Origin of the sequence: Aeromonas sp. FL131, from assembly GCF_049860615.1 — a bacterium.
Lineage (GTDB): Bacteria > Pseudomonadota > Gammaproteobacteria > Enterobacterales > Aeromonadaceae > Aeromonas > Aeromonas hydrophila.
The window spans coordinates 1,904,674-1,923,168 of sequence record NZ_CP187595.1; the positions used below are offsets into that span (position 1 = coordinate 1,904,674).

Consider the following 18,495-nt stretch of genomic DNA (forward strand, 5'->3'; position numbering starts at 1 on the left):
CCCGGGTTTCAGGTCATGCTAGAAGAGCTTAACGCCAAAGAAAAATACAGTTTCAACAAACTGCAGAAGCGCCTGCGGCGCAACGTAGGTCAGGCCATCGCCGACTTCAACATGATTGAAGAGGGTGACAAGGTCATGGTGTGCCTGTCCGGCGGCAAGGACAGCTTCGCCATGCTCGACATTCTGATGAGCCTGAAGGCCAGCGCCCCCATCCACTTCGATCTGGTGGCGGTCAACCTGGATCAGAAGCAGCCCGGCTTCCCCGAGCACGTGCTGCCCGAATACCTGACCACCCTCGGCATCGACTTCAAGATCGTCGAAGAAGATACCTACGCCATCGTCAAGGAGAAGGTGCCGGAGGGCAAGACCACCTGCGCACTCTGCTCCCGCCTGCGCCGCGGCATTCTCTACCGCACCGCCCAGGAGCTGGGCTGCACCAAGATTGCCCTTGGCCACCACCGCGACGACATCCTCGAGACCCTGTTCCTCAACATGTTCTACGGCGGCAAGCTCAAGTCCATGCCGCCCAAGCTGGTGAGCGACGACGGCAAGAACGTGGTGATCCGCCCGCTCGCCTACTGCAAGGAGAAGGACCTGGTGCGCTACGCCGAGGTCAAGGCCTTCCCCATCATCCCGTGCAACCTGTGCGGCTCTCAGGAGAACCTGCAGCGCCAGGCCATCAAGCAGATGATGCAGGAGTGGGATCGCCGCTTCCCGGGTCGTCTCGAGACCATGTTCACCGCCATTCAGGATGTGATCCCGAGCCATTTGCTCGATCACAAGCTGTTTGACTTCAAGAGCATCAACCGCGACTCCGGCATCATCGACGGTGGCGACAAGGCGTTTGATCCGCCCGAGCTGCCCAAAGCGCCGCTGCTGGACATCGACGAGATGGACATGCTGGACGTCATTGAGGTGCGCTAAGCCCACCTCAGCCATAAAAAAGGAGCGCATCGCGCTCCTTTTTCATTTTTATGCCGGCCACCCTCAGTGGCGGCTCAAGATGGGCTAGCCCTTGTGCAGCCAGGGCGTCAACCGCAGGATTTCCCCCTGCAGCTGCAGCTTGCCCTCGGCAAACTCCGCCAGCTGGGCGTTGCTCAGCAGCAGTTGTCCCTCCTGCCAGGGCAGCGGCAGCTGGCGAGCACCATCGATGAGGTAGGCGGTGCCGCTTGGCTGCACCAGGCTGACCCTCACCCCCGTCATCTCGGGCAGGAAATACTTGCCGACCATGCCGGCCAGCTTCTCCAGCAGGCTCTGCATGTCGTGCTGGCGCCCTGTCAGCTCGCTCACCTTGAGCTCCCACCCACTGTCTTCCGGCGGCGGTACATCCGCCATCACCTGTACCGACAGATCGCAGGCCTCATGGGGCTCGGTGAGCCCCACCACCACGGTCGCCTTGTCGAGATTCAAGTCGTCGTCATAGGGCAGCCGCAATTCGCTGTCGACGGTCACCTCGGCCGCCACGTCCCGATCCAGGGTCGAGACCCGGGCCGAGGTGAGCAGGCAGCGCCGGCCATTTTGCTGATCGGTCAGATAAAAGCCCAGCCTGGCGTGACCAAACTCCCCTTTGGCGAAGGTCTTCATCTGGCTGTAGAAGGTGCCGTACTGCAGCTCAAGGGAAGGCTGCGCCACTGCCAGCATGGGCGCCATCAGCAGCGCGGCCGCCATCCCGTATCGATTGTTCATATGCCATCCTTTTGCATCACGCATCTGTACGCGCCGCTGTCTGTTGCTGTTGTCTGACGCCCTGCATGCCGTCAGGCGTTGAAATGATCGGGGCCTTGGCTCACCTCGGTCACTTCGACCGCCACCCCGCACAGATCCCGATAGAGGATCCCCTTGCAGTTGAAATAGAGCGGTGCCACCCAGATAAGTCCCAGCCCCATGGGGATCAGCGCCAGGAAGAACAGCGCCATCATGACCCCGTGCAGCAGCACTATGCTGGGCCAGCCGCGGGCAAACAGCCGCAGGGAGACCAGGATGGCCTGCACCGGTGACAGGCCGCGCTCCAGCACCAGCGGCACGGTAAACACCAGCCCCATGCCGATCAGGGCCGACGGAATGAAGGCCAGCATCACCGGCAGACCCAGCAGTTCGAACAGCGGGCCGAACAGGCTGGTGATGAGGCTGCCGAGCAGGCTCAGGCTGCCAAGGCGCAGGAAGTGGCGAAAGAAGTCAAATACCTGGCTCGGCCGGGCACGCACCCCCACCGACTGCTGCAAGCCCAGCATGTCGAGGGAGGAAGTCATCGGCGACATGATGATGGTGATGAGCAGGCTCAGCACCAGGGCCACGTCCATCCCCCCTTCTTGATTGACGTAGGGGGCGAGCAGGGTGTTGCTCAGCAGCATCCAGATGGCCGTCACCCCGACGATGGCCAGCAGCAAGCCGAATCCGGTGCGCCGTGTCTGTTGCCAGCTCTCCTGCAATACCCCCTTGAGGTCGAGACGATATCCCTGGCTCAGGGACTGTTCGAGGGAACCACCTATCCGCATTTTGTTACTCAATTGACTATCCAACATCCGAAAAACTGCTATTCAGGGAGCACATTATAGCGATTTGACCCGGCATGCGTAGCCGTTTTTCCCGCGCGGCTGCGCTCAAAAAGCCTTTGATTTCATCAGCCCCCATAGTCCAGGCCAAGATCCCCTCCTTGGCCGACACCAATCAGGAGCGTAGGATGCCAGGCGACAGTGCGGATTTTTTTTGCGCGCCCCGACCCACACGGGAACACAGGGGGCACGCACTTCACAAGGAGATGTTCATGTCTGATTTGACCCTCTATCTTGCGCCCGGTACCTGCGCCATGGCCGTGCGTATCGCCCTCACCGAAGCCGGTGCCCCTCACCGGATCAAGCAGCTGGATCTGGCGGCCGGCGAGCAGCGCTCCCCTGCCTATCTTGCCATCAACCCCAAAGGCCGAGTGCCGGCTCTGGTGACCGAGCGCGGCGTGCTCACCGAAACCCCGGCCTTGCTGCTCTATGTGGCGCAGCGTTTTCCCGATGCCGGGCTGGCGCCGCTGGACGACCCCTTTCTGCTGGCCCGCATGCAGGAGGTACACGGCTTTCTCGCCGCCACCTTGCACGTCGCCCATGCCCACGGCCGGCGCGGCAGTCGTTGGGCCGATGACCCGCAGGCCATTGCCGCCATGCAGGCCAAGGTGCCGCACAACATGCGCGAGGGCTTCGCCGAGATTGAACGCCATTATCTGGCCGGCCCCTGGGTGCTGGGGGAGCAGTTCAGCCTGGCCGACATCTACCTGTTCGTGGTGGCGAGCTGGCTCGAGGGCGACGGGGTGGCCATCAGCGAATTTCCCAAGGTGGCGGACCACTATCGGCGCATGCTGGCACGTCCCGGCGTGCAACAAGGGCTCGCCCTCTAGTCCTCTCGTTGCGGGTGCCAGTGCTCTTCTGGCACCTGTTTTTCCCCGCTTCCCCCTCGCCATTGAGATCGTTTTCACATTTCTGCCATCTCTTGGTGGATCAAAACCGCCTGAGCGCCTATCTTCCACCTCATGACGCAACCGATTGCGTAACCGGTTGCCTAGCTAACATCAGATACGCAGGCATAGCCTGCCGAGGTGCTGTATGAAACGAGGCGTACTGCTCAATGCTCCCCTGAGTGCCCTGGTGGCACGGATGGGTCACACCGACGAGATCACCGTCTGCGATGCGGGCCTGCCTATCCCGGCGGGCCCGGAGCGCATCGATCTGGCGCTGATGGCGGGGACGCCGAGCCTTGAAAGCGTGCTGACCGCCCTGCTCACCGACCTGGTGGTGGAGAAGGTGATCATGGCAAGCGAGATCAAGCAGATCAGCCCCGCCGCCCATCAGGCGCTGGTGGATCAGCTGGAGGCGCACGCCGCCGCCCAGGGCAAGCCCATCACCATCGAGTACTGCCTGCACGAAGCGTTCAAGGCTCGCTCCCACCAGAGCAAGGCCATCGTGCGCAGCGGCGAGGTGACCCCCTACGCCAACCTCATTCTCTGCGCCGGCGTGGCGTTTTAAATTCCCAAGGAAGCAGCTATGAGCAACGCCAATATGCTCCCCCCGTCCCCTGCCGGGCTCTCCGGGAACGCCAATATGCTCCCCTCGCCCATTCTAGCGCTTTCCGGGATCGTCAAGACCTTCCCCGGGGTGCGTGCCCTCGATGAGGCGGGCCTCAAGGTCTATCCGGGTCAGGTGATGGCCCTGCTCGGCGAAAACGGCGCCGGCAAGTCGACCCTGATGAAGGTGCTGACCGGCATCTACCAGGCCGATGCGGGCAGCATCAGCTATCGCGGCCAGCCGGTTCACTTCAAGGGCCCCCGCGACTCCCAGGATCAGGGGATCAGCATCATCCACCAGGAGCTGAACCTGCTGCCTGAGCTGTCGATTGCCGCCAACATCTTCCTCGGCCGCGAACCTCGTACCCGTTTTGGCAGCATCGACCACAAACAGTTGCGCGAACGGGCAAGCACCCTGCTGGCACGGCTTGGCGTCAAGCACGGCCCGGATACCCGGCTCGGGGATCTCTCCATCGGCGAACAGCAGATGGTGGAGATCGCCAAGGCGCTGTCGTTCGATGCCAGCGTCATCATCATGGACGAGCCCACCGATGCCCTCACCGACACCGAGACCGAGCAGCTGTTCGTGGTCATCCGCGAGCTGCGTGAGCAGGGCTGCGGCATCGTCTACATCTCCCATCGCTTGAAGGAGATCTTCGAAATCTGCGATCGGGTCACCGTGCTGCGCGATGGCAAGTGGATCGGCGAGCAGGCGGTGAGCGAGCTAGACGAAGACAGGATCATCGAGATGATGGTGGGTCGCCGGCTGGAAGAGCAGTACCCCCGCCTCGCCCGCGAGCTTGGCCCGGTCAGCCTGCAGGTCAAGGAGCTGGCCGGTCCCGGCGTGCGCGGGGTGAGCTTCTCCCTGCGTCAGGGTGAAATTCTGGGCTTCAGCGGCCTGATGGGCTCCGGCCGTACCGAGCTGATGAAGCTCATCTACGGTGCCAGCCCCATCAGCGCCGGTGACATTACCGTGGATGGCCATGCACTGGCCCCCAAGAGCCCGGCCGATGGCCTGGCCGCCGGCATCGCCTACATCTCCGAGGATCGCAAGGGCGACGGCCTGGTGCTGGAGCTGTCGGTGCGCGAGAACATGAGCCTGTGCGCCCTTGGCGAGTTCATCAGCCACGGCAAGATTGACGGCCAGGCCGAGCGCCAGGCGGTGGGCGACTATGTGCGCCTGTTCAACATCAAGACCCCGAGTCAGGATCAGCTGATCAAGCTCCTCTCCGGCGGCAACCAGCAGAAGGTGGCCATCGCCAAGGGGCTGCTGACAAGGCCCAAGGTGCTGATCCTGGACGAGCCGACCCGCGGCGTCGATGTCGGCGCCAAGAAGGAGATCTACCAGCTCATCAACCAGTTCAAGAAGGAGGGGATGAGCATCATCCTGGTCTCCTCCGAAATGCCGGAAGTGCTCGGCATGAGTGATCGCATCATGGTGATGCACGAAGGGCGCATCAGCGCAGAATTCAACACCCGCGATGCCAATCAGGAGAAGCTGATGGCAGCGGCAGTCGGTAAACAGTGGCAAGCAGAGCAAGAGGCAGCACAATGACAACCCAAACCCTTTCCCGCCGCGGCGTCATGAGCAAGGCCTGGTGGATCGAGAACAAATCCCTGGTCGCGCTGCTGGTGCTGATCGGCGTGGTCTCCTTCCTCAGCCCCAACTTCTTCACCGCCGACAACCTGCTCAACATCCTGCGCCAGACCTCGGTCAACGCCATCATGGCGGTCGGCATGACGCTGGTCATCCTCACCGCCGGCATCGATCTGTCGGTCGGCTCGGTACTGGCCCTGTGCGGCGCCCTGGCCGCCACCATGGTCGCCATGGAGCTGCCCATCGCCCTGGTGATCCCCCTCACCCTGGGGGCCGGTGCCCTGCTTGGCGGCATCAGCGGCCTCATCATTGCCAAGGGCAAGGTGCAGGCCTTCATCGCCACCCTGGTCACCATGACCGCTCTGCGCGGCGTCACCATGGTCTATACCGAGGGGCGTCCCATCTCCACCGGTTTCAGTGACGGCGCTGATCACTTCGCCTGGCTGGGTACCGGTTACCTGTTCGGTCTGCCGGTGCCCATCTGGCTGATGGCCATCGTCTTCCTGCTGGCCTGGTTCATGCTCAACCACACTCGCCTGGGTCGCTACATCTATGCCCTCGGCGGCAACGAATCGGCCACCCGCCTCTCCGGCATCAATGTGGACCGGGTGAAGCTCGCGGTGTATGGTCTGTGCGGCATGCTGTCGGCACTGGCCGGGCTCATCGTCACTTCCCGCCTCTCCTCCGCCCAGCCGACCGCCGGCATGGGTTACGAGCTGGATGCCATCGCCGCCGTGGTGCTGGGTGGCACCAGCCTGATGGGGGGCAAGGGTCGCATCATGGGCACCCTGATCGGTGCCTTGATCATCGGCTTCCTCAACAATGCCCTCAACCTGCTCGACGTATCGTCCTATTACCAGATGATCGCCAAGGCCAGCGTGATTTTGCTCGCCGTGATGATCGATAACAAAAGCAAGTAAGCACACACAAGGAATGAAATGATGAAAAAGCTCAATACCCTGCTCGCTGCCGCCATCATGTCCGTGCTGGGCACCGCCCAGGCCGCCGATCACACCCTGGCCATGGTGGTCTCCACCCTCAACAACCCCTTCTTCGTCACCATGAAGGAAGGGGCCGAAGCCAAGGCCAAGGAGCTTGGCTACGAGCTGGTGGTGCTGGACTCCCAGAATGACCCGGCCAAGGAGCTCTCCAACATGGAAGATCTCACCGTGCGCAAGGTCAACGCCATCCTGATCAACCCGACCGATTCCGAAGCGGTGGGCAACGCCATCCGGCTGGCCAACAAGGCCAACATCCCGGTGCTGACCCTGGACCGCGGCGCGGCGCAGGGTGACGTCAAGGCCCACATCGCCTCCGACAACGTGGCGGGCGGCAAACTGGCCGGCGATTTCATCACCCAGAAGCTGGGTGCCGGTGCCAAGGTGATCCAGCTGGAAGGGATCGCCGGTACCTCCGCCGCCCGTGACCGTGGCGAAGGCTTTGCCCTGGCCGTGGCCGCCAACAAGCTGGAAGTGCTGGCCTCCCAGCCCGCCGACTTTGACCGCACCAAGGGTCTGAACGTCATGGAGAACCTGCTGGCCGCTCACCCGAGCGTACAGGCGGTGTTCGCTCAGAACGACGAGATGGCTCTGGGTGCCATCCGCGCCGTGCAGGCCGCCGGCAAAGAGGTGATGATCGTCGGCTTCGACGGCACCGACGATGGCAAGGCCGCCGTAGCCAAGGGTAAACTGGCCGCCACCGTGGCCCAGCAGCCCGCGCTGATCGGCGCCATCGGCGTGGAAACCGCCGACAAGGTGCTCAAGGGCCAGCCGGTGGAAAAATCCATCCCGGTTCCGCTGCAAGTGGTCAGCAAGTAAGTTGACGGGGGGAGGTTCACCTCCCCCTTTTCACTCAAGGTTTACGGTGCCTCCCGGCCTGGATCCGGCTTTCGTGTCCATGCCAAGATGCATCAGGAGTACTCAACATGAATCGTCTCGTCGTTCTGGGCAGTGTCAATGCAGACCACGTGCTGCGCGTTCCCCACTTTCCTCGCCCGGGTGAAACCCTGACCGGCCACAGCTATCAAGTGGTGCCCGGTGGCAAGGGCGCCAACCAGGCGGTGGCCGCCGCTCGGCTAGGTGCTGAGGTCTCCTTTATCGCCCGCATCGGCGATGACGCCATCGGCCACCAGATGAAAACCGGCTTTGCCAAAGACGGCATCGACGTGAGCGCCGTCGAGCTCGACCCCAAGCTCCCGACCGGCATCGCCATCATCTATGTGAGCGATGAGGGGGAGAACAGCATCGGCATCTCCGCTGAAGCCAACGGCGCCCTCACCCCATCCGTGGTGAAAGGCCATGAAGCGATGATCGCCGCCGCCCACACCCTGCTGCTGCAGCTGGAAGTGCCGCTGGAGAGCGTGCAGGAAGCCGCCCGCCTGGCCCGTGCCCACGGCACCCGGGTGGTGCTCAACCCCGCCCCCGCTCGCCCGCTCTCAAGCGAACTGCTGGCACTGGTCGACCTCATCACCCCCAACCAGACCGAAGCAGAGCTGCTGACCGGCATCAAGGTCACCGACGAGGCGAGCGCAGCCGAGGCGGCCGCCCGCTTCCACCAGATGGGCATCGGAGAGGTGATGATTACCCTGGGCTCGCAAGGAGTCTATTGCAGCAAGGGGCAGCAACAAGCGCTCATCCCGGGTTTTCGGGTCAAGGCGGTGGACACCACGGCGGCCGGCGATACCTTCAACGGCGCCCTGCTGGCGGCCGAGCTCGCCGGCGCCGACTTTGACGCTGCCGTGCGCTTTGCCCACGGCGCCGCCGCGCTCTCCGTCACCCGGTTTGGTGCCCAAAGCTCCATCCCGAGCAAGCAGGAGGTCGACGCCTTCCTGCTTGAGCAGACTGCGCAGGGGCACTGATGGCCAATATCAAGGAGGTGGCGGCGCTGGCGGGGGTGTCGACCACCACCGTCTCCCACGTCATCAACGAGACCCGTTTCGTCGCCGAGGAGACCCGCGAGCGGGTCTTCGCCGCCATGCGTGATCTCAACTATGCCCCGAGCCTGGTGGCCCGCAGCCTCAAGGTGAAGGAGACCAACAGTATCGGCATGCTGGTCACCACCTCCAGCAACCCCTTCTTTGCCGAGGTGGTGCGCGGGGTGGAGCGTTACTGCTTCGAGCAGGGCTACAACCTGATGCTGGGCAACACCGAGGGCCAAGCCGAGACGGCGCTCTCCTACCTCAAGATGATGCTGCGCAAGCGGGTCGATGGCCTGCTGATCATGTGTAGCGAAGGCCAGCAAGAGGTGTTCAACCAGCTCGACTGGCTCAAGAGTCTTCCTGTTGTAGTGATGGACTGGGGGATGGAGAGTGCCGACGTGGACCTCATCGCCGACAACTCCCATCGCGGCGGCTACCTGGCGACCCGCCACCTGCTGGGACTCGGTCACACCGCCATCGGCTGCATCACCGGCCCCCACAGCCGCGCTCCCGCCAACCAGCGTCAGGCAGGATTTGAGCAGGCGATGCAGGAGGCCGGGCTAACTGTCAACCCACAGTGGGTCCAGGAGGGTGACTTCGACTGCGCCAGCGGCCACCAGGCGATGACCCGCCTGCTGGCGCTGCCCGAGCGCCCCACCGCGCTGTTCGTTTGCAACGACATGATGGCGATGGGGGCCATCAGCGCCGCTCATCAGGCGGGGCTGGTGATCCCGCGCGATCTCTCCATCGTCGGCTATGACAACGTGGCGCTGGCTGAATTCATGTCGCCGCCGCTCACCACCGTCAATCAGCCGAAAGAGGAGCTGGGCCGCCTCGCCGTCACCCGGCTGCTGGCGCGCATCAATGGCGAGGCGGTGGCGGATCATCTGATCACCGTCGACCCAGACCTGGTGATCAGGGATTCTTGCGCCCCCCGCCCCTGACATTCACGGGCATTAAACGCAGCAAGGCGACCCTGGGGTCGCCTTGCTGCGTTTTGTCTCTGGCCGGTTCAATACCGCTCTTTGTGCTCAGGCCAGCTGCCTTGCCTCACTGCCCGCCAGCACCTGCAACTGAACCAGCCCCAGTCGCCGGGCCAGCGGCTGCAACAACTCGCTGTGCTCCGCGTCATCTGGCAGCCAGTAACGGACAGGCCAGCCGGCCGCCAGCTGCGCTGGGGTGGCGCTGCCAATGTCTCTGAGCGCCAGGGTGCAACCCTGCTGCCGCAACCCCGCCAGCAAGGCAGCATCCGGCAACAGCGTTGGCACCAGCAGCACCCGCGGCGTGCGGGATGCACCCGGCAGATAGGCCACGACATGGGCCAGCTGGGCCTGGTTGTCGAGCGGGAGCAACAACGCCCGCCCATCGACATGCTGCGCCTCGTGCGCTTGCAGCAGCCGGGCCAGCACGGGCCCCAGCACGCCGCACTCCTGCAGCCAGCGCATCTGGCAGGGCGCCCCCTGCTCACGCCAGTAGAGCGTCATTTGCCACAGGTCGTTGCCCTGCCCGTCCGTCAGCCCCTGCAACGCCACTCGCAGCGGTGCAGGCTCACGCCCGGCCAGCCAGTCGCGCAGCTGATGAAGCTGATGCTGGCTCAACTGCAGTTGCTGCAGCATGGCAGGTTCGAACCAGCAGATGTCCCCCTCCTGGCTGCGTTTGGCCTGATTGAGGGCCAGGATGGCCTGATCCAGCAGCCGGCCGGCATCTTGCTGCTGCGCCTTGGCCACCCCGAGCCGACAGGCCAGATCGAAGCTGCACTCCCGGGTCACGAACTCGAAATGGAGCAGGCTCACCAGCTCATGAATGCGGGTTTCCAGCGCGCCATCCGCGCTGGTCAACACCACCGCGAACTCGTCGCCACCGAGCCGGTAGGCGTGGCCACCGTGGGCCTGCTGCAGCTTGTCGGCCACCGTCTGCAACAGCCGATCACCGACCTGATAGCCGAGCAGATCATTGACCTGCTTGAAGCGCTTGAGATCGAGCACCACCAGGGCGCTCGCCTCGCCGGCATGCAGGGCGCGGGAGAGCTGCTCCTGCAGGGCACGGCGGTTGCCAAGCCGGGTCAGGGGATCCAGCAGGGCGAGCCGGCGATTTGCCAGATTGGCACGAATGAGGGCGGCCACCAGGGCGCCGCCGGTCAGCAACAGGATCAGTTGCCAGATCTGCAACCAGAACAGGCTGCTGCGGATCTGGCTGACCGAACGCTCCCGCTCCTGGCCGGAGAGGATCTGATCCCCTATCTGCTCGATGAGGCGGGTCTGGCTGGCGATCGCCTCCTGCAAGCGAGCAAGCTCGGCCCCCTCGCGCAGCGCACCGGCCTCCATCTGGGGTTCGAGCTGCTTGATCTGCTCGAACAGTCCGGCCAGCGCCTTGCCGAGCCCGTGCCGCTGGCGCGCCTCGGCGGTTTCGCTGCTGATGAGGAAGATATCGAGCCGGTTCCACAGCAGATCGTAATCCAGGCTCAGGGTCTCCATCCCCAGCCGGCCGGCTCGGTAGAGCTGCAGATCGTAGAGGAAACGCTGGGATTCCAGCATCACCTGGCTGATGTTCCAGTGGATATTGCGGTAGAAGGTATCGACCAGCTGCTCCTGGCGATGCTGCAGATAGAGGCTGCTGCCCGAGGAGAGCAGAAACAGCAGCGACACCGCAACCAACAGCAGTTTGTGGCGGGATAGCCCCATCAATCGACGATCTCGATGCGGGTCACCTGCCACACCATGCAATTGTGGATGGCGGGCACGTCCAGCTTGGGATAGGTGGTGAACGGAATGAGCAGCCAGAGCGGGCCCTTGTTGCGCCGGGTCAGCGGTTTGCCGTCCTCCTGGCGCACCAGGGTCAGCGGCACGCCGTCGAACAGGGCCAGATCCACCACCTGCTGATAGCCGTTGAGGGCCGAGACGGCGATCTTGCGGGCATCCAGGATCCCTTGCGCCGCCAGCACGGCCGCCAGGGTCGGCCCGCGATAGTGGTGGGCGCCCTGGGTCCAGGGGGTGGTGGTGGTGAATTCGGTCTGCGGCAGGGCGGACAGGGCCGCCTCATCGAGGGTCACTTGCTGGCCGCCTGGCAGCACCAGGGTCATCAGGGGGATCGAGGCCGATGCGCCGGCACTGGCCAGCATCAGGAGAAAAAAAGCGATCCATTGCTTTACTGCGGTCATGGTAATTTGCGCCAACTGCGTCCCATTTTTTGTGGCTGCCAGTGTGGCGATTTCACCGGTTCATTGCAACTGTCCAGTCGCACAATAGCTCAGGGACCGCGCATCTCCATCCAGTTGTGGCCCTCGATCTGCGCCGGCTGGTGGACGCCGCAGCTTTGCAGCAGCTCATCCACGTAGGCCGGCACCAGCAACGAGGCCGGACCGTAGCGCTTCTCGTCAAACTGGCTGCCCACTTCGCTCGGTTCGAGATTGAGCTCGATGGTGTGGGCCCCGTTCAATCCCGCCTCGTGCACGAAACCGGCCGCCGGATAGACAGCGCCCGAGGTGCCGATGGAGATGAACAGATCACACTGGGCCAGCACGCTGTAGATGCGATCCAGCCCGAGCGGCATCTCGCCGAACCAGACCACGTGCGGGCGCAGCGGCTGGGGAAACTGGCAGCAGGTGCACAGCTCCTCCTGCTGCAGATCGCCACGCCACTCGATCACCTGGCCCGAGCCCGGGCAGCGCGCCTTGAGCAGCTCCCCGTGCATGTGAATGAGGTTCTTGCTGCCGGCGCTCTCGTGCAGGTTGTCGATGTTCTGGGTCACCAGGGTGACGCAGCCCGGCAGCAGGCGCTCGAGCCTGGCCAGCGCATAGTGGGCCGGATTGGGGTGGATGTGGGGTTGCTGCAGCTGGTGGCGGCGGGAGTTGTAAAAGCCCTGCACCAGAGCGGGATCCCGTGCGTAGCCCTCCGGCGTCGCCACGTCTTCGACCCTGTGCTCTTCCCACAGACCGTCACAGGCGCGAAAGGTCTTGATGCCCGACTCGGCCGAGATCCCGGCACCGGTAAGAATGACGATGTGTTTCGCTGACTGCACCATGACTGACTCCCTCTGGCTACTTCTCTGGCTGACCTTAGCACAGGGTGAAAAACCGGCCTATTCGCCCTTGGTCTTATGACGCGGTTACAGGGTGTCGAGCACGCTCAGATCGAGTCGCACGAACACCAGCTCCCGTCCCGTCACCAGGGTGAGCGGCAAGCCCAGCCCGCGCAGCAGCGCCAGCATGGGGCGATTCTGGGGCAGCACCTCTGCCGTCCACTCGCGAATGCCTTCGGCGCGCGCCAGCAAAGCCAGCGCCAGCAGGATGCGCCGCCCTGCCCCCCTGTGCTGGAAGTGATCGGCGACGATACAGGAAAACTCGGCCCGATCCGGGTGCAGCCGCCGCCGGATGGACTGGGCCTGGGCCAGTGGTCGCCCCTGACCGTCGGTCAGCAGCAGCCCAATCTGCTGCTCCTTGGGGTAATCGAGGAAGAAGGCGAGCTGCTCGTCACTCGGGAGCTGCTTGGCGCGCATGAAACGCAGGTAGACGCTCTGTTCGCTGAGCTCGCCATAGGCGGCCCTGATCCGCTCGGGATCGGCCCCCGCCAACTCCTGCAAGCGGCAGGGAATGCCCCCCACCTCCATCATCAGCGGCAGGGCTGCCCGCGAATGAGGATGCAACCAGCCGGCCAGGGCGCGCCGCAGCCGGGCCTCGTCCGGTGGCCAGCAGAGGTAGCGGGCCACTGTCTACCAGCGCCCCGCCACGCCCTGATCGCGCCACAGATTGCTGTCCAGCAGGTTGAAGGGATCGTCCAGATAGAGGGCGATCCCGAGCTCTCTGGCCCGATTGATGAAACGCCCCAGCAGGGAGTCCGGGGTCATGGCTTCCAGCCCGGGCAGCAGACTCTGTCCCAGCAGCAGGTGCTGCAGCGGCATCCGCTCCAGCAAGTCGAACGGGATGTGCTGATCGTTGTCCAGCAGCAGTGCCAGTTTGGCCCCCGCCAGACTGGCCTGCAACACCAGGGCAAAACGCTCCGCCTGGCTCAGCAGGTGGTCGCGCCGGTGGATGAGCAGGGTGAGCTCGCCAGGCTCCCGGCCCTGCTGGACCAGCCACTCGCGCACCCGCTCCCAGCGCGGTGGCAAGCCGGTCACTGCCAGCCAGATGGGCAAGGGCGACGGAGGATCGGACAAGAGCCCGAGCAGCCCTTTTTCTTCCCCCTGCCAGGTGCGGATGGTGCGGCGCAGGCCGCTCAACCGGCGCTGACGCTGCGGCCCCAGATAGAGCGTCTTGAGCAGCCGCAGCAGATCATCTGCCAGCAGCGGCTTGGCCAGGGCGGCCAGCACGTTGAAACCGGCATCGTGCAGCAGGCGGCGGGCGCCGTCGATCAAGGTCTGATCGTGGGCCGAGAGCAGCACGATGGGCAAGCCACTGTGCTGGTATTGGGGCTGGCTCATCAGCAGGCTGATGGCATCCTGCTCCACCAGACTGAGATCGCTCACCAGCAGCTTGACCTCGCCGCCGGCCAGCGCCTTGATGCAGGCGTTGCCATCCTGCACCCACTGACAGGGCACCCCCAGCCCCTTGATCTCCTGCTGGATGTGGGCCCCCTGAAACGGGTGATCCTCCAGCAGCAGCACCTGGGTCTGGGCCAGCCACTCCTGCCACGCCAGGTAGCGGCCATTGACCCCCGCCAGCCAGTCGTCGGTGAGGCGATAGACACCCTCGGCCTGCGCCGTCAGCTGCGGCAGATAGTCAGCCCCCACGTGGGAGTCGGGATCGAACAGGGCGATGGCACCGGCGGCAAACAACCCTTCCCACTGCCAGCAGGCATCAGGGCGGGTACGGCGCAAGGTGGCGAACTCGGGTAGCTCGACGGCCTTTGCCGTCCGATAGGCGACCCCGTCCAGAGCGTAGATGGTCACGGGGTGGAACAGGCGCTCGTCCGTCTCTTCCGAGTTCAGCAACGCCAGTAACTCTTCATCTGTGATGATCATGTCAGAGCCTCTCACGTAGTCGCCGGCACACCTCATCCAGAGCTTGCCGCAGCGGGGGTAGCAGGGGTTGCCGTGGATCCCGTTTCCACTGCTCGATCACCTGAACAAGCGGGGTGGCTCCCACCATTTTGGCGGCCCCCTTCATCTTGTGTAAAGCGGCTTCAAGCGCCATCTCATCCCCTTGTGTGACACAGCGCTCAATGTCGGCCAGATCCTGCCCGGTCGCATCCAGATAGAGGGGGATAAGCTCCGGCGCCAGCAGCGACACCTCCCGCGCTGCCCAGACCTCCCCTTCTGCCGATACGTCGCTTTGAGGGGGCGGCTCGGGTGCCAGTGCCTGGTCCGGCTCGCCCAGGCTGCGCAGCAGATTGGCCAAGTCTTTGAGCAGCAGCGGTTTGTCCAGATGCCCGCGACAACCACAGCTGGCCAGCTGCGCCGCCGCCTGCTCGCTGAGATCGGCGGTGATGACGTAGGTGGGCAGATGCTGCCAGCGCGGCGAGTCGCGCAGTTGGCGGCAGAGCTCGGCGCCGTCCATCACCGGCATCTGCAGATCGGTCAACACCAGATCGACCGTCTCATGCTGCAGGATGTCGAGCGCCAGCTGGCCGTTGGCGGCGCTGATCACCCGGGCCCCCAGCTGGGTCAGCTGCATGCTGATCAACACCCGGTTCACCTCGTGATCTTCGACCAGCAGCACCCGCATCCCCTGCCCCGGCAGCGTGATCATGCCCTGGCTAGAGGGCACCAGCCTTGGCTGCATCAGACTCACCACCGAGCCCGGCACCCAGGGTTCCCCCTGCCAGTCCCAGTAACGCAGCCCCTGCTCATCCAGCCGGACGCTCAATACCGGGCCGGCCGGATCGTCCTGCAAATCCAGTTCGCCCAGCCAGGGCAGCAGATAGTCCCGCTCGGCCCCGCCGAGTTGCACATGCACGCTGGCCACCCTTGGTCGCCAGCGCGGCATCTCCTGCAGCAACACCAGGGGCAGCGCACAGAGGAAACGGCTGCCGCCGGTCGGCCGCGGCTCGACCCGGATCTCGCCACCCATCTGCTCCATCAGCTGGCGACAGATGGCAAGTCCGAGCCCGGTGCCCTGGGCCCGCGGCTGACCCGCCTCCCCGCCCTGCTCAAAGGGCAGGAACAGCCGCGGCAGCAGCTCGGCACTGATGCCGGGCCCCTCGTCATCCACTCCGCACAACAGCTGAGAGCCAGCGCGGCGGGCCCACAGCACCACCTCGCCACGGGAGCTGAACTTGATGGCATTGGCCAGCAGGTTGTGCAGCACCTGCTGCACCCGGTGCGGATCCAGCTCCACCTGGGCGGGCAGTCGATGATCGAGATCCAGCCGCAGTTGCAGACGCTTGGAGCGGGCTTTGGACCAGTGCACGGCCGCCACGTGCTCGCACAAATCCACCAGATCAGTGGGCTGCAGCGAGAGCGCCAACTGTCGGTTCTCGTTGCGGCTGAAGTCCAGCACGTCGTTGAGCAGGCCCAGCAGCTCGTCCCCCGCCTGGCGGACGTGGGCCAGTGCCGAGCGCTGCTCGGCATTGAGGGAGGTGTGGCTGAGCCACTCCAGCAACCCCAGAATGGCGTTCATGGGGGTGCGAATTTCGTGGCTCACCGCCGCGAGGAAACGCCCCTTGGCCAGTACCGCCTGCTCGGCCCGCTCGTGGGAAGCCTGCAGCGCCTGCTCTTGCTCGACCCGGGTCGTCACATCCTGCACCACCCCGTACACCCGCCAGCCCTGCTCGGACTGGCTGCGCCCCCGGCCGTAGAACTGCAGCCAGCGGGTGCCCTTGCCCGGGTGCTCATAGCGCAGCGCGTAGGAAAAAGGCTGACCGGCCTGCAGCATTTCCAGCATGGGGGCCTTCATCTTGCGCCTGTCATGTTGCTCCAGTCGGCCCAGCGCCTGACCGGGATTGCGGCGGATCTGCTGACTGGCCAGCCCCAGCAGCTCGTAGCTGCCACGGCTGATGAACTCTACCTGGGCGATGCCTTCTCGCTGCAGCAGGAACTGGATCACCACCCCGGGCACCGTATTGGTCAATGCCCGCAAGCGGCGCTCGGCCTGGCGCAGCAAGCGGGTGCGCTCGCGCAGGGCGCTGATGTTGGAGAGCGCGATGAGATCCCCGGCCGGCGACTGCTTGCCAAGCTGAAGCGGGATCTGGGCATAGGAGTAGACCTGATCGCCCAAAGCCATCTCCCCCTCGCCCCCCTGCAACTGGGCCTCTGGCAGGTGCAGCTCGGCCAGGTAGCGCGCCTCCAGCCGCTTGGCCTGCTTGTTGCGCTTGATGATCTCGCCCTGGTTGTCCCGCAGAAACACCGGCACCGGCAGCGCCTGGAACAGGGACTCCCTGAATTGGCTCTCCAGCGCCAGGGTCTGCTCCATCTCCTGACGCTGGCTCACTTCCCGGGCCAGCTGCTGGCGGGAACGCCAGATCAGCCAGATGACACCAGCACTGATCAACAGCGCCAGCGACACCGACCCCAGCCAGATCCCGTAGCTGACCCCGGCTTGCTGGGTCAGCACCAGCCGGCGCCAGCGCTGATTGAGATCGTCGTTCTGCCTGCTGGTGAAGGCCATCAGGCTCTGTTCCATCACCCCGGCGAGTCGCGGGCTGTGATGGCTGATGGCAAACCCCAGTCCGAATCGTTGAGGCAGCTCCCTGATATCCAGCCCGTCCAGCTGGTTGTTGCGAAGCGGGTATTGCAGCTGGTAGAGCTCGGCCAGCATGGCGTCGGCCTCACCGCTTTGCACCGCCGCAAGCCCCTGCGCCAGGGTGTCGCTTTTGCGCCAATGATGTTCGCCACCCAGCCGGGCCAGCATCGCTTCGTCATAGAGGGTGGCGGGCACCACGATGTCGCCCTTCACCGCCGCCAGCGTATCGAACGACTTCGCCTTGCGACTGACCAGGGCATAGCGATTGAGCGCCATGATGCGGGTGAAGTCGAAGGTATCGGTCAGCGCCGGCGTCTCCAGCAGGCCGGCCATCATGTCCGCCTCGCCGCTGCGCAGCTTGGCCAGCGCCTCTTCCTTGCTGGCGATCGGGATCACGTGGAAGTTGAGGCCGGTCTGCTGGCTCACCTGCCGCAGTACGTCGGCGCTCCACCCCTTGAGCTCCCCCTGCTCGTCGAGACCGCTGTAGGGCATGAAATCCGGGTTGACGACCAGCTTGATGGCGCGGGAGGTGCCGACCAGCCAGGCCTGCTCCTTGTCGGTAAAGTGAAGCGGGTTGATGTCCTGCTCCCCCTGCGCCAGATAACGGTCCAGATCCTTGTAAAGGGCACCGGGCGGCAGATAGCGGATGGCGGTATCGATGAGCTCGCGCAGTTCCGGCTGGTCGCGCATCATCAGCCGGTAGCTCACCACCAGTTCATCGCTGCGCAGCCGGCGCAGCCGCAGCCCCTGATCCGGGTATTCGCGCATCAGGTAGCGCAGTTGCAGATAGTCACCGAGGTAGGCGGTCCCCTTGCCCGCCGCCAGCGCCGCGTACCAGTTGTCCGCCTCGGTCAGGGGCAACTGGGTTGAGCGGGGATAAAGCGCCTTGAGCACCTCGTTCGCCTGCCAGATGGGAGAGACCAAGAAGGTCGCCCGCTCCAGATCGCCGCGATAGAGGATGGCGGATTCGGCCTCCAGCATGGCACGGCTCAGTGCCATGCCCGGCAGGGCCTGCAACGAAGGGCCGACATTGGGAATGAGATCGCAGCGCCCCTCCTGCAAGCCGCGCTGCACCGCCGACCAGTTGGGCAGCTTCTCGTGCAGGAGCGGAAAAGGGAGCTGCTCTGCCAACCGCTCCATCTGATCGATCAGCAAGCCTCCCGACTCCTCGAGATAAGGCGGCCGGATCAGCGCCGGATAACAGATGGTCAGCGACTTGGTGGCATCGGCATACGCCTTGGCCGCCGGAGAGAGGGGGAGATCCATCGCCTGCAGTGGCGCAGCCAGCAGCAGGCCTAGCAATAGGCTGGTTTTTCTCATGA

At 64.5% G+C, this 18,495-nt stretch carries 15 protein-coding genes and 1 pseudogene; 8 read left to right on the forward strand and 8 right to left on the reverse strand.

Annotated features, from left to right (window positions below; all coding sequences use genetic code 11):
* Nucleotides 1–15: 15 nt before the first annotated feature.
* Entirely contained in the window at nt 16–924 is a 909-nt protein-coding gene (gene ttcA, locus ACPW75_RS08920) for a tRNA 2-thiocytidine(32) synthetase TtcA (RefSeq protein WP_011706151.1), read from the forward strand.
* Between the two features lie 84 nt (nt 925–1,008).
* Here ttcA and ACPW75_RS08925 read toward each other — a convergent pair whose 3' ends face one another.
* Both ACPW75_RS08925 and ACPW75_RS08930 read right to left on the reverse strand, forming a co-directional pair.
* On the reverse strand, nt 1,009–1,686 hold the full coding sequence (locus tag ACPW75_RS08925; protein WP_190284287.1) for a DUF2987 domain-containing protein: 678 nt from the start codon (nt 1,684–1,686) through the stop codon (nt 1,009–1,011).
* Between the two features lie 71 nt (nt 1,687–1,757).
* The gene (locus ACPW75_RS08930) at nt 1,758–2,495 is read right to left on the reverse strand and encodes a hypothetical protein (protein WP_029303065.1); all 738 of its coding nucleotides are present in this window, start codon (nt 2,493–2,495) and stop codon (nt 1,758–1,760) included.
* A gap of 269 nt (nt 2,496–2,764) precedes the next feature.
* On the opposite strand from ACPW75_RS08930, the gene ACPW75_RS08935 reads away from it, so the two are divergent.
* The 7 genes from ACPW75_RS08935 (at nt 2,765) to ACPW75_RS08965 (ending at nt 9,503) form a co-directional block, all read left to right on the forward strand.
* Nucleotides 2,765–3,382, forward strand: a complete 618-nt coding sequence (locus ACPW75_RS08935) for a glutathione S-transferase family protein (protein WP_077096249.1) — start codon at nt 2,765–2,767, stop codon at nt 3,380–3,382.
* Between the two features lie 205 nt (nt 3,383–3,587).
* Nucleotides 3,588–4,007, forward strand: a complete 420-nt coding sequence (gene rbsD, locus ACPW75_RS08940; RefSeq protein ID WP_077096250.1) for a D-ribose pyranase — start codon at nt 3,588–3,590, stop codon at nt 4,005–4,007.
* A 75-nt stretch (nt 4,008–4,082) separates the two neighbouring features.
* Nucleotides 4,083–5,600, forward strand: a complete 1,518-nt coding sequence (rbsA, locus tag ACPW75_RS08945; protein WP_077096268.1) for a ribose ABC transporter ATP-binding protein RbsA — start codon at nt 4,083–4,085, stop codon at nt 5,598–5,600.
* Entirely contained in the window at nt 5,597–6,562 is a 966-nt protein-coding gene (rbsC, locus tag ACPW75_RS08950; protein ID WP_011706157.1) for a ribose ABC transporter permease, read from the forward strand. The genes rbsA and rbsC overlap by 4 nt, the downstream gene beginning before the upstream one ends.
* A gap of 21 nt (nt 6,563–6,583) precedes the next feature.
* Nucleotides 6,584–7,459 (forward strand): ribose ABC transporter substrate-binding protein RbsB, encoded by an 876-nt coding sequence (rbsB, locus tag ACPW75_RS08955; RefSeq protein WP_010634030.1) that lies wholly within the window; start codon nt 6,584–6,586, stop codon nt 7,457–7,459.
* 107 nt (nt 7,460–7,566) lie between these two features.
* Nucleotides 7,567–8,499 carry a ribokinase gene (gene rbsK / locus ACPW75_RS08960; protein WP_077096252.1) on the forward strand — a complete coding sequence of 311 codons (933 nt, stop codon included), beginning with the start codon at nt 7,567–7,569 and terminating at the stop codon, nt 8,497–8,499.
* Nucleotides 8,499–9,503, forward strand: coding sequence for a substrate-binding domain-containing protein (locus ACPW75_RS08965; RefSeq protein WP_077096253.1), 1,005 nt, complete (start codon nt 8,499–8,501; stop codon nt 9,501–9,503). Before rbsK ends, ACPW75_RS08965 begins: the two co-directional genes overlap by 1 nt.
* 87 nt (nt 9,504–9,590) lie before the next feature.
* Here ACPW75_RS08965 and ACPW75_RS08970 read toward each other — a convergent pair whose 3' ends face one another.
* From ACPW75_RS08970 to ACPW75_RS08995, 6 genes and pseudogenes are all read right to left on the reverse strand, one after another.
* Nucleotides 9,591–11,240 carry a GGDEF domain-containing protein gene (locus tag ACPW75_RS08970; RefSeq protein ID WP_179101410.1) on the reverse strand — a complete coding sequence of 550 codons (1,650 nt, stop codon included), beginning with the start codon at nt 11,238–11,240 and terminating at the stop codon, nt 9,591–9,593.
* Nucleotides 11,240–11,716: a hypothetical protein gene (locus tag ACPW75_RS08975; RefSeq protein WP_043119653.1), complete on the reverse strand. Its 477-nt coding sequence runs from the start codon at nt 11,714–11,716 to the stop codon at nt 11,240–11,242. The genes ACPW75_RS08970 and ACPW75_RS08975 overlap by 1 nt, the downstream gene beginning before the upstream one ends.
* Nucleotides 11,717–11,805: 89 nt before the next feature.
* A pseudogene (gene cobB, locus ACPW75_RS08980) lies at nt 11,806–12,594 on the reverse strand (Sir2 family NAD+-dependent deacetylase); the annotation flags it as partial.
* A 69-nt stretch (nt 12,595–12,663) separates the two neighbouring features.
* On the reverse strand, nt 12,664–13,263 hold the full coding sequence (locus ACPW75_RS08985; protein ID WP_077096256.1) for a GNAT family N-acetyltransferase: 600 nt from the start codon (nt 13,261–13,263) through the stop codon (nt 12,664–12,666).
* A gap of 3 nt (nt 13,264–13,266) precedes the next feature.
* Nucleotides 13,267–14,514 (reverse strand): response regulator, encoded by a 1,248-nt coding sequence (locus ACPW75_RS08990; protein ID WP_011706164.1) that lies wholly within the window; start codon nt 14,512–14,514, stop codon nt 13,267–13,269.
* 1 nt (nt 14,515) lies between these two features.
* Nucleotides 14,516–18,475, reverse strand: a complete 3,960-nt coding sequence (locus ACPW75_RS08995) for an ATP-binding protein (protein ID WP_179101417.1) — start codon at nt 18,473–18,475, stop codon at nt 14,516–14,518.
* Nucleotides 18,476–18,495 lie beyond the last annotated feature (20 nt).

Bases quoted from the DNA above. Each gene is read 5' to 3' on its own strand.
- ttcA (WP_011706151.1), top strand. From the start codon at position 16: ATGCTAGAAGAGCTTAACGCCAAAGAAAAATACAGTTTCAACAAACTG.
- ACPW75_RS08925 (WP_190284287.1), bottom strand. From the start codon at position 1,686: ATGAACAATCGATACGGGATGGCGGCCGCGCTGCTGATGGCGCCCATG.
- ACPW75_RS08930 (WP_029303065.1), bottom strand. From the start codon at position 2,495: ATGCGGATAGGTGGTTCCCTCGAACAGTCCCTGAGCCAGGGATATCGT.
- ACPW75_RS08935 (WP_077096249.1), top strand. From the start codon at position 2,765: ATGTCTGATTTGACCCTCTATCTTGCGCCCGGTACCTGCGCCATGGCC.
- rbsD (WP_077096250.1), top strand. From the start codon at position 3,588: ATGAAACGAGGCGTACTGCTCAATGCTCCCCTGAGTGCCCTGGTGGCA.
- rbsA (WP_077096268.1), top strand. From the start codon at position 4,083: ATGCTCCCCTCGCCCATTCTAGCGCTTTCCGGGATCGTCAAGACCTTC.
- rbsC (WP_011706157.1), top strand. From the start codon at position 5,597: ATGACAACCCAAACCCTTTCCCGCCGCGGCGTCATGAGCAAGGCCTGG.
- rbsB (WP_010634030.1), top strand. From the start codon at position 6,584: ATGAAAAAGCTCAATACCCTGCTCGCTGCCGCCATCATGTCCGTGCTG.
- rbsK (WP_077096252.1), top strand. From the start codon at position 7,567: ATGAATCGTCTCGTCGTTCTGGGCAGTGTCAATGCAGACCACGTGCTG.
- ACPW75_RS08965 (WP_077096253.1), top strand. From the start codon at position 8,499: ATGGCCAATATCAAGGAGGTGGCGGCGCTGGCGGGGGTGTCGACCACC.
- ACPW75_RS08970 (WP_179101410.1), bottom strand. From the start codon at position 11,240: ATGGGGCTATCCCGCCACAAACTGCTGTTGGTTGCGGTGTCGCTGCTG.
- ACPW75_RS08975 (WP_043119653.1), bottom strand. From the start codon at position 11,716: ATGACCGCAGTAAAGCAATGGATCGCTTTTTTTCTCCTGATGCTGGCC.
- ACPW75_RS08990 (WP_011706164.1), bottom strand. From the start codon at position 14,514: ATGATCATCACAGATGAAGAGTTACTGGCGTTGCTGAACTCGGAAGAG.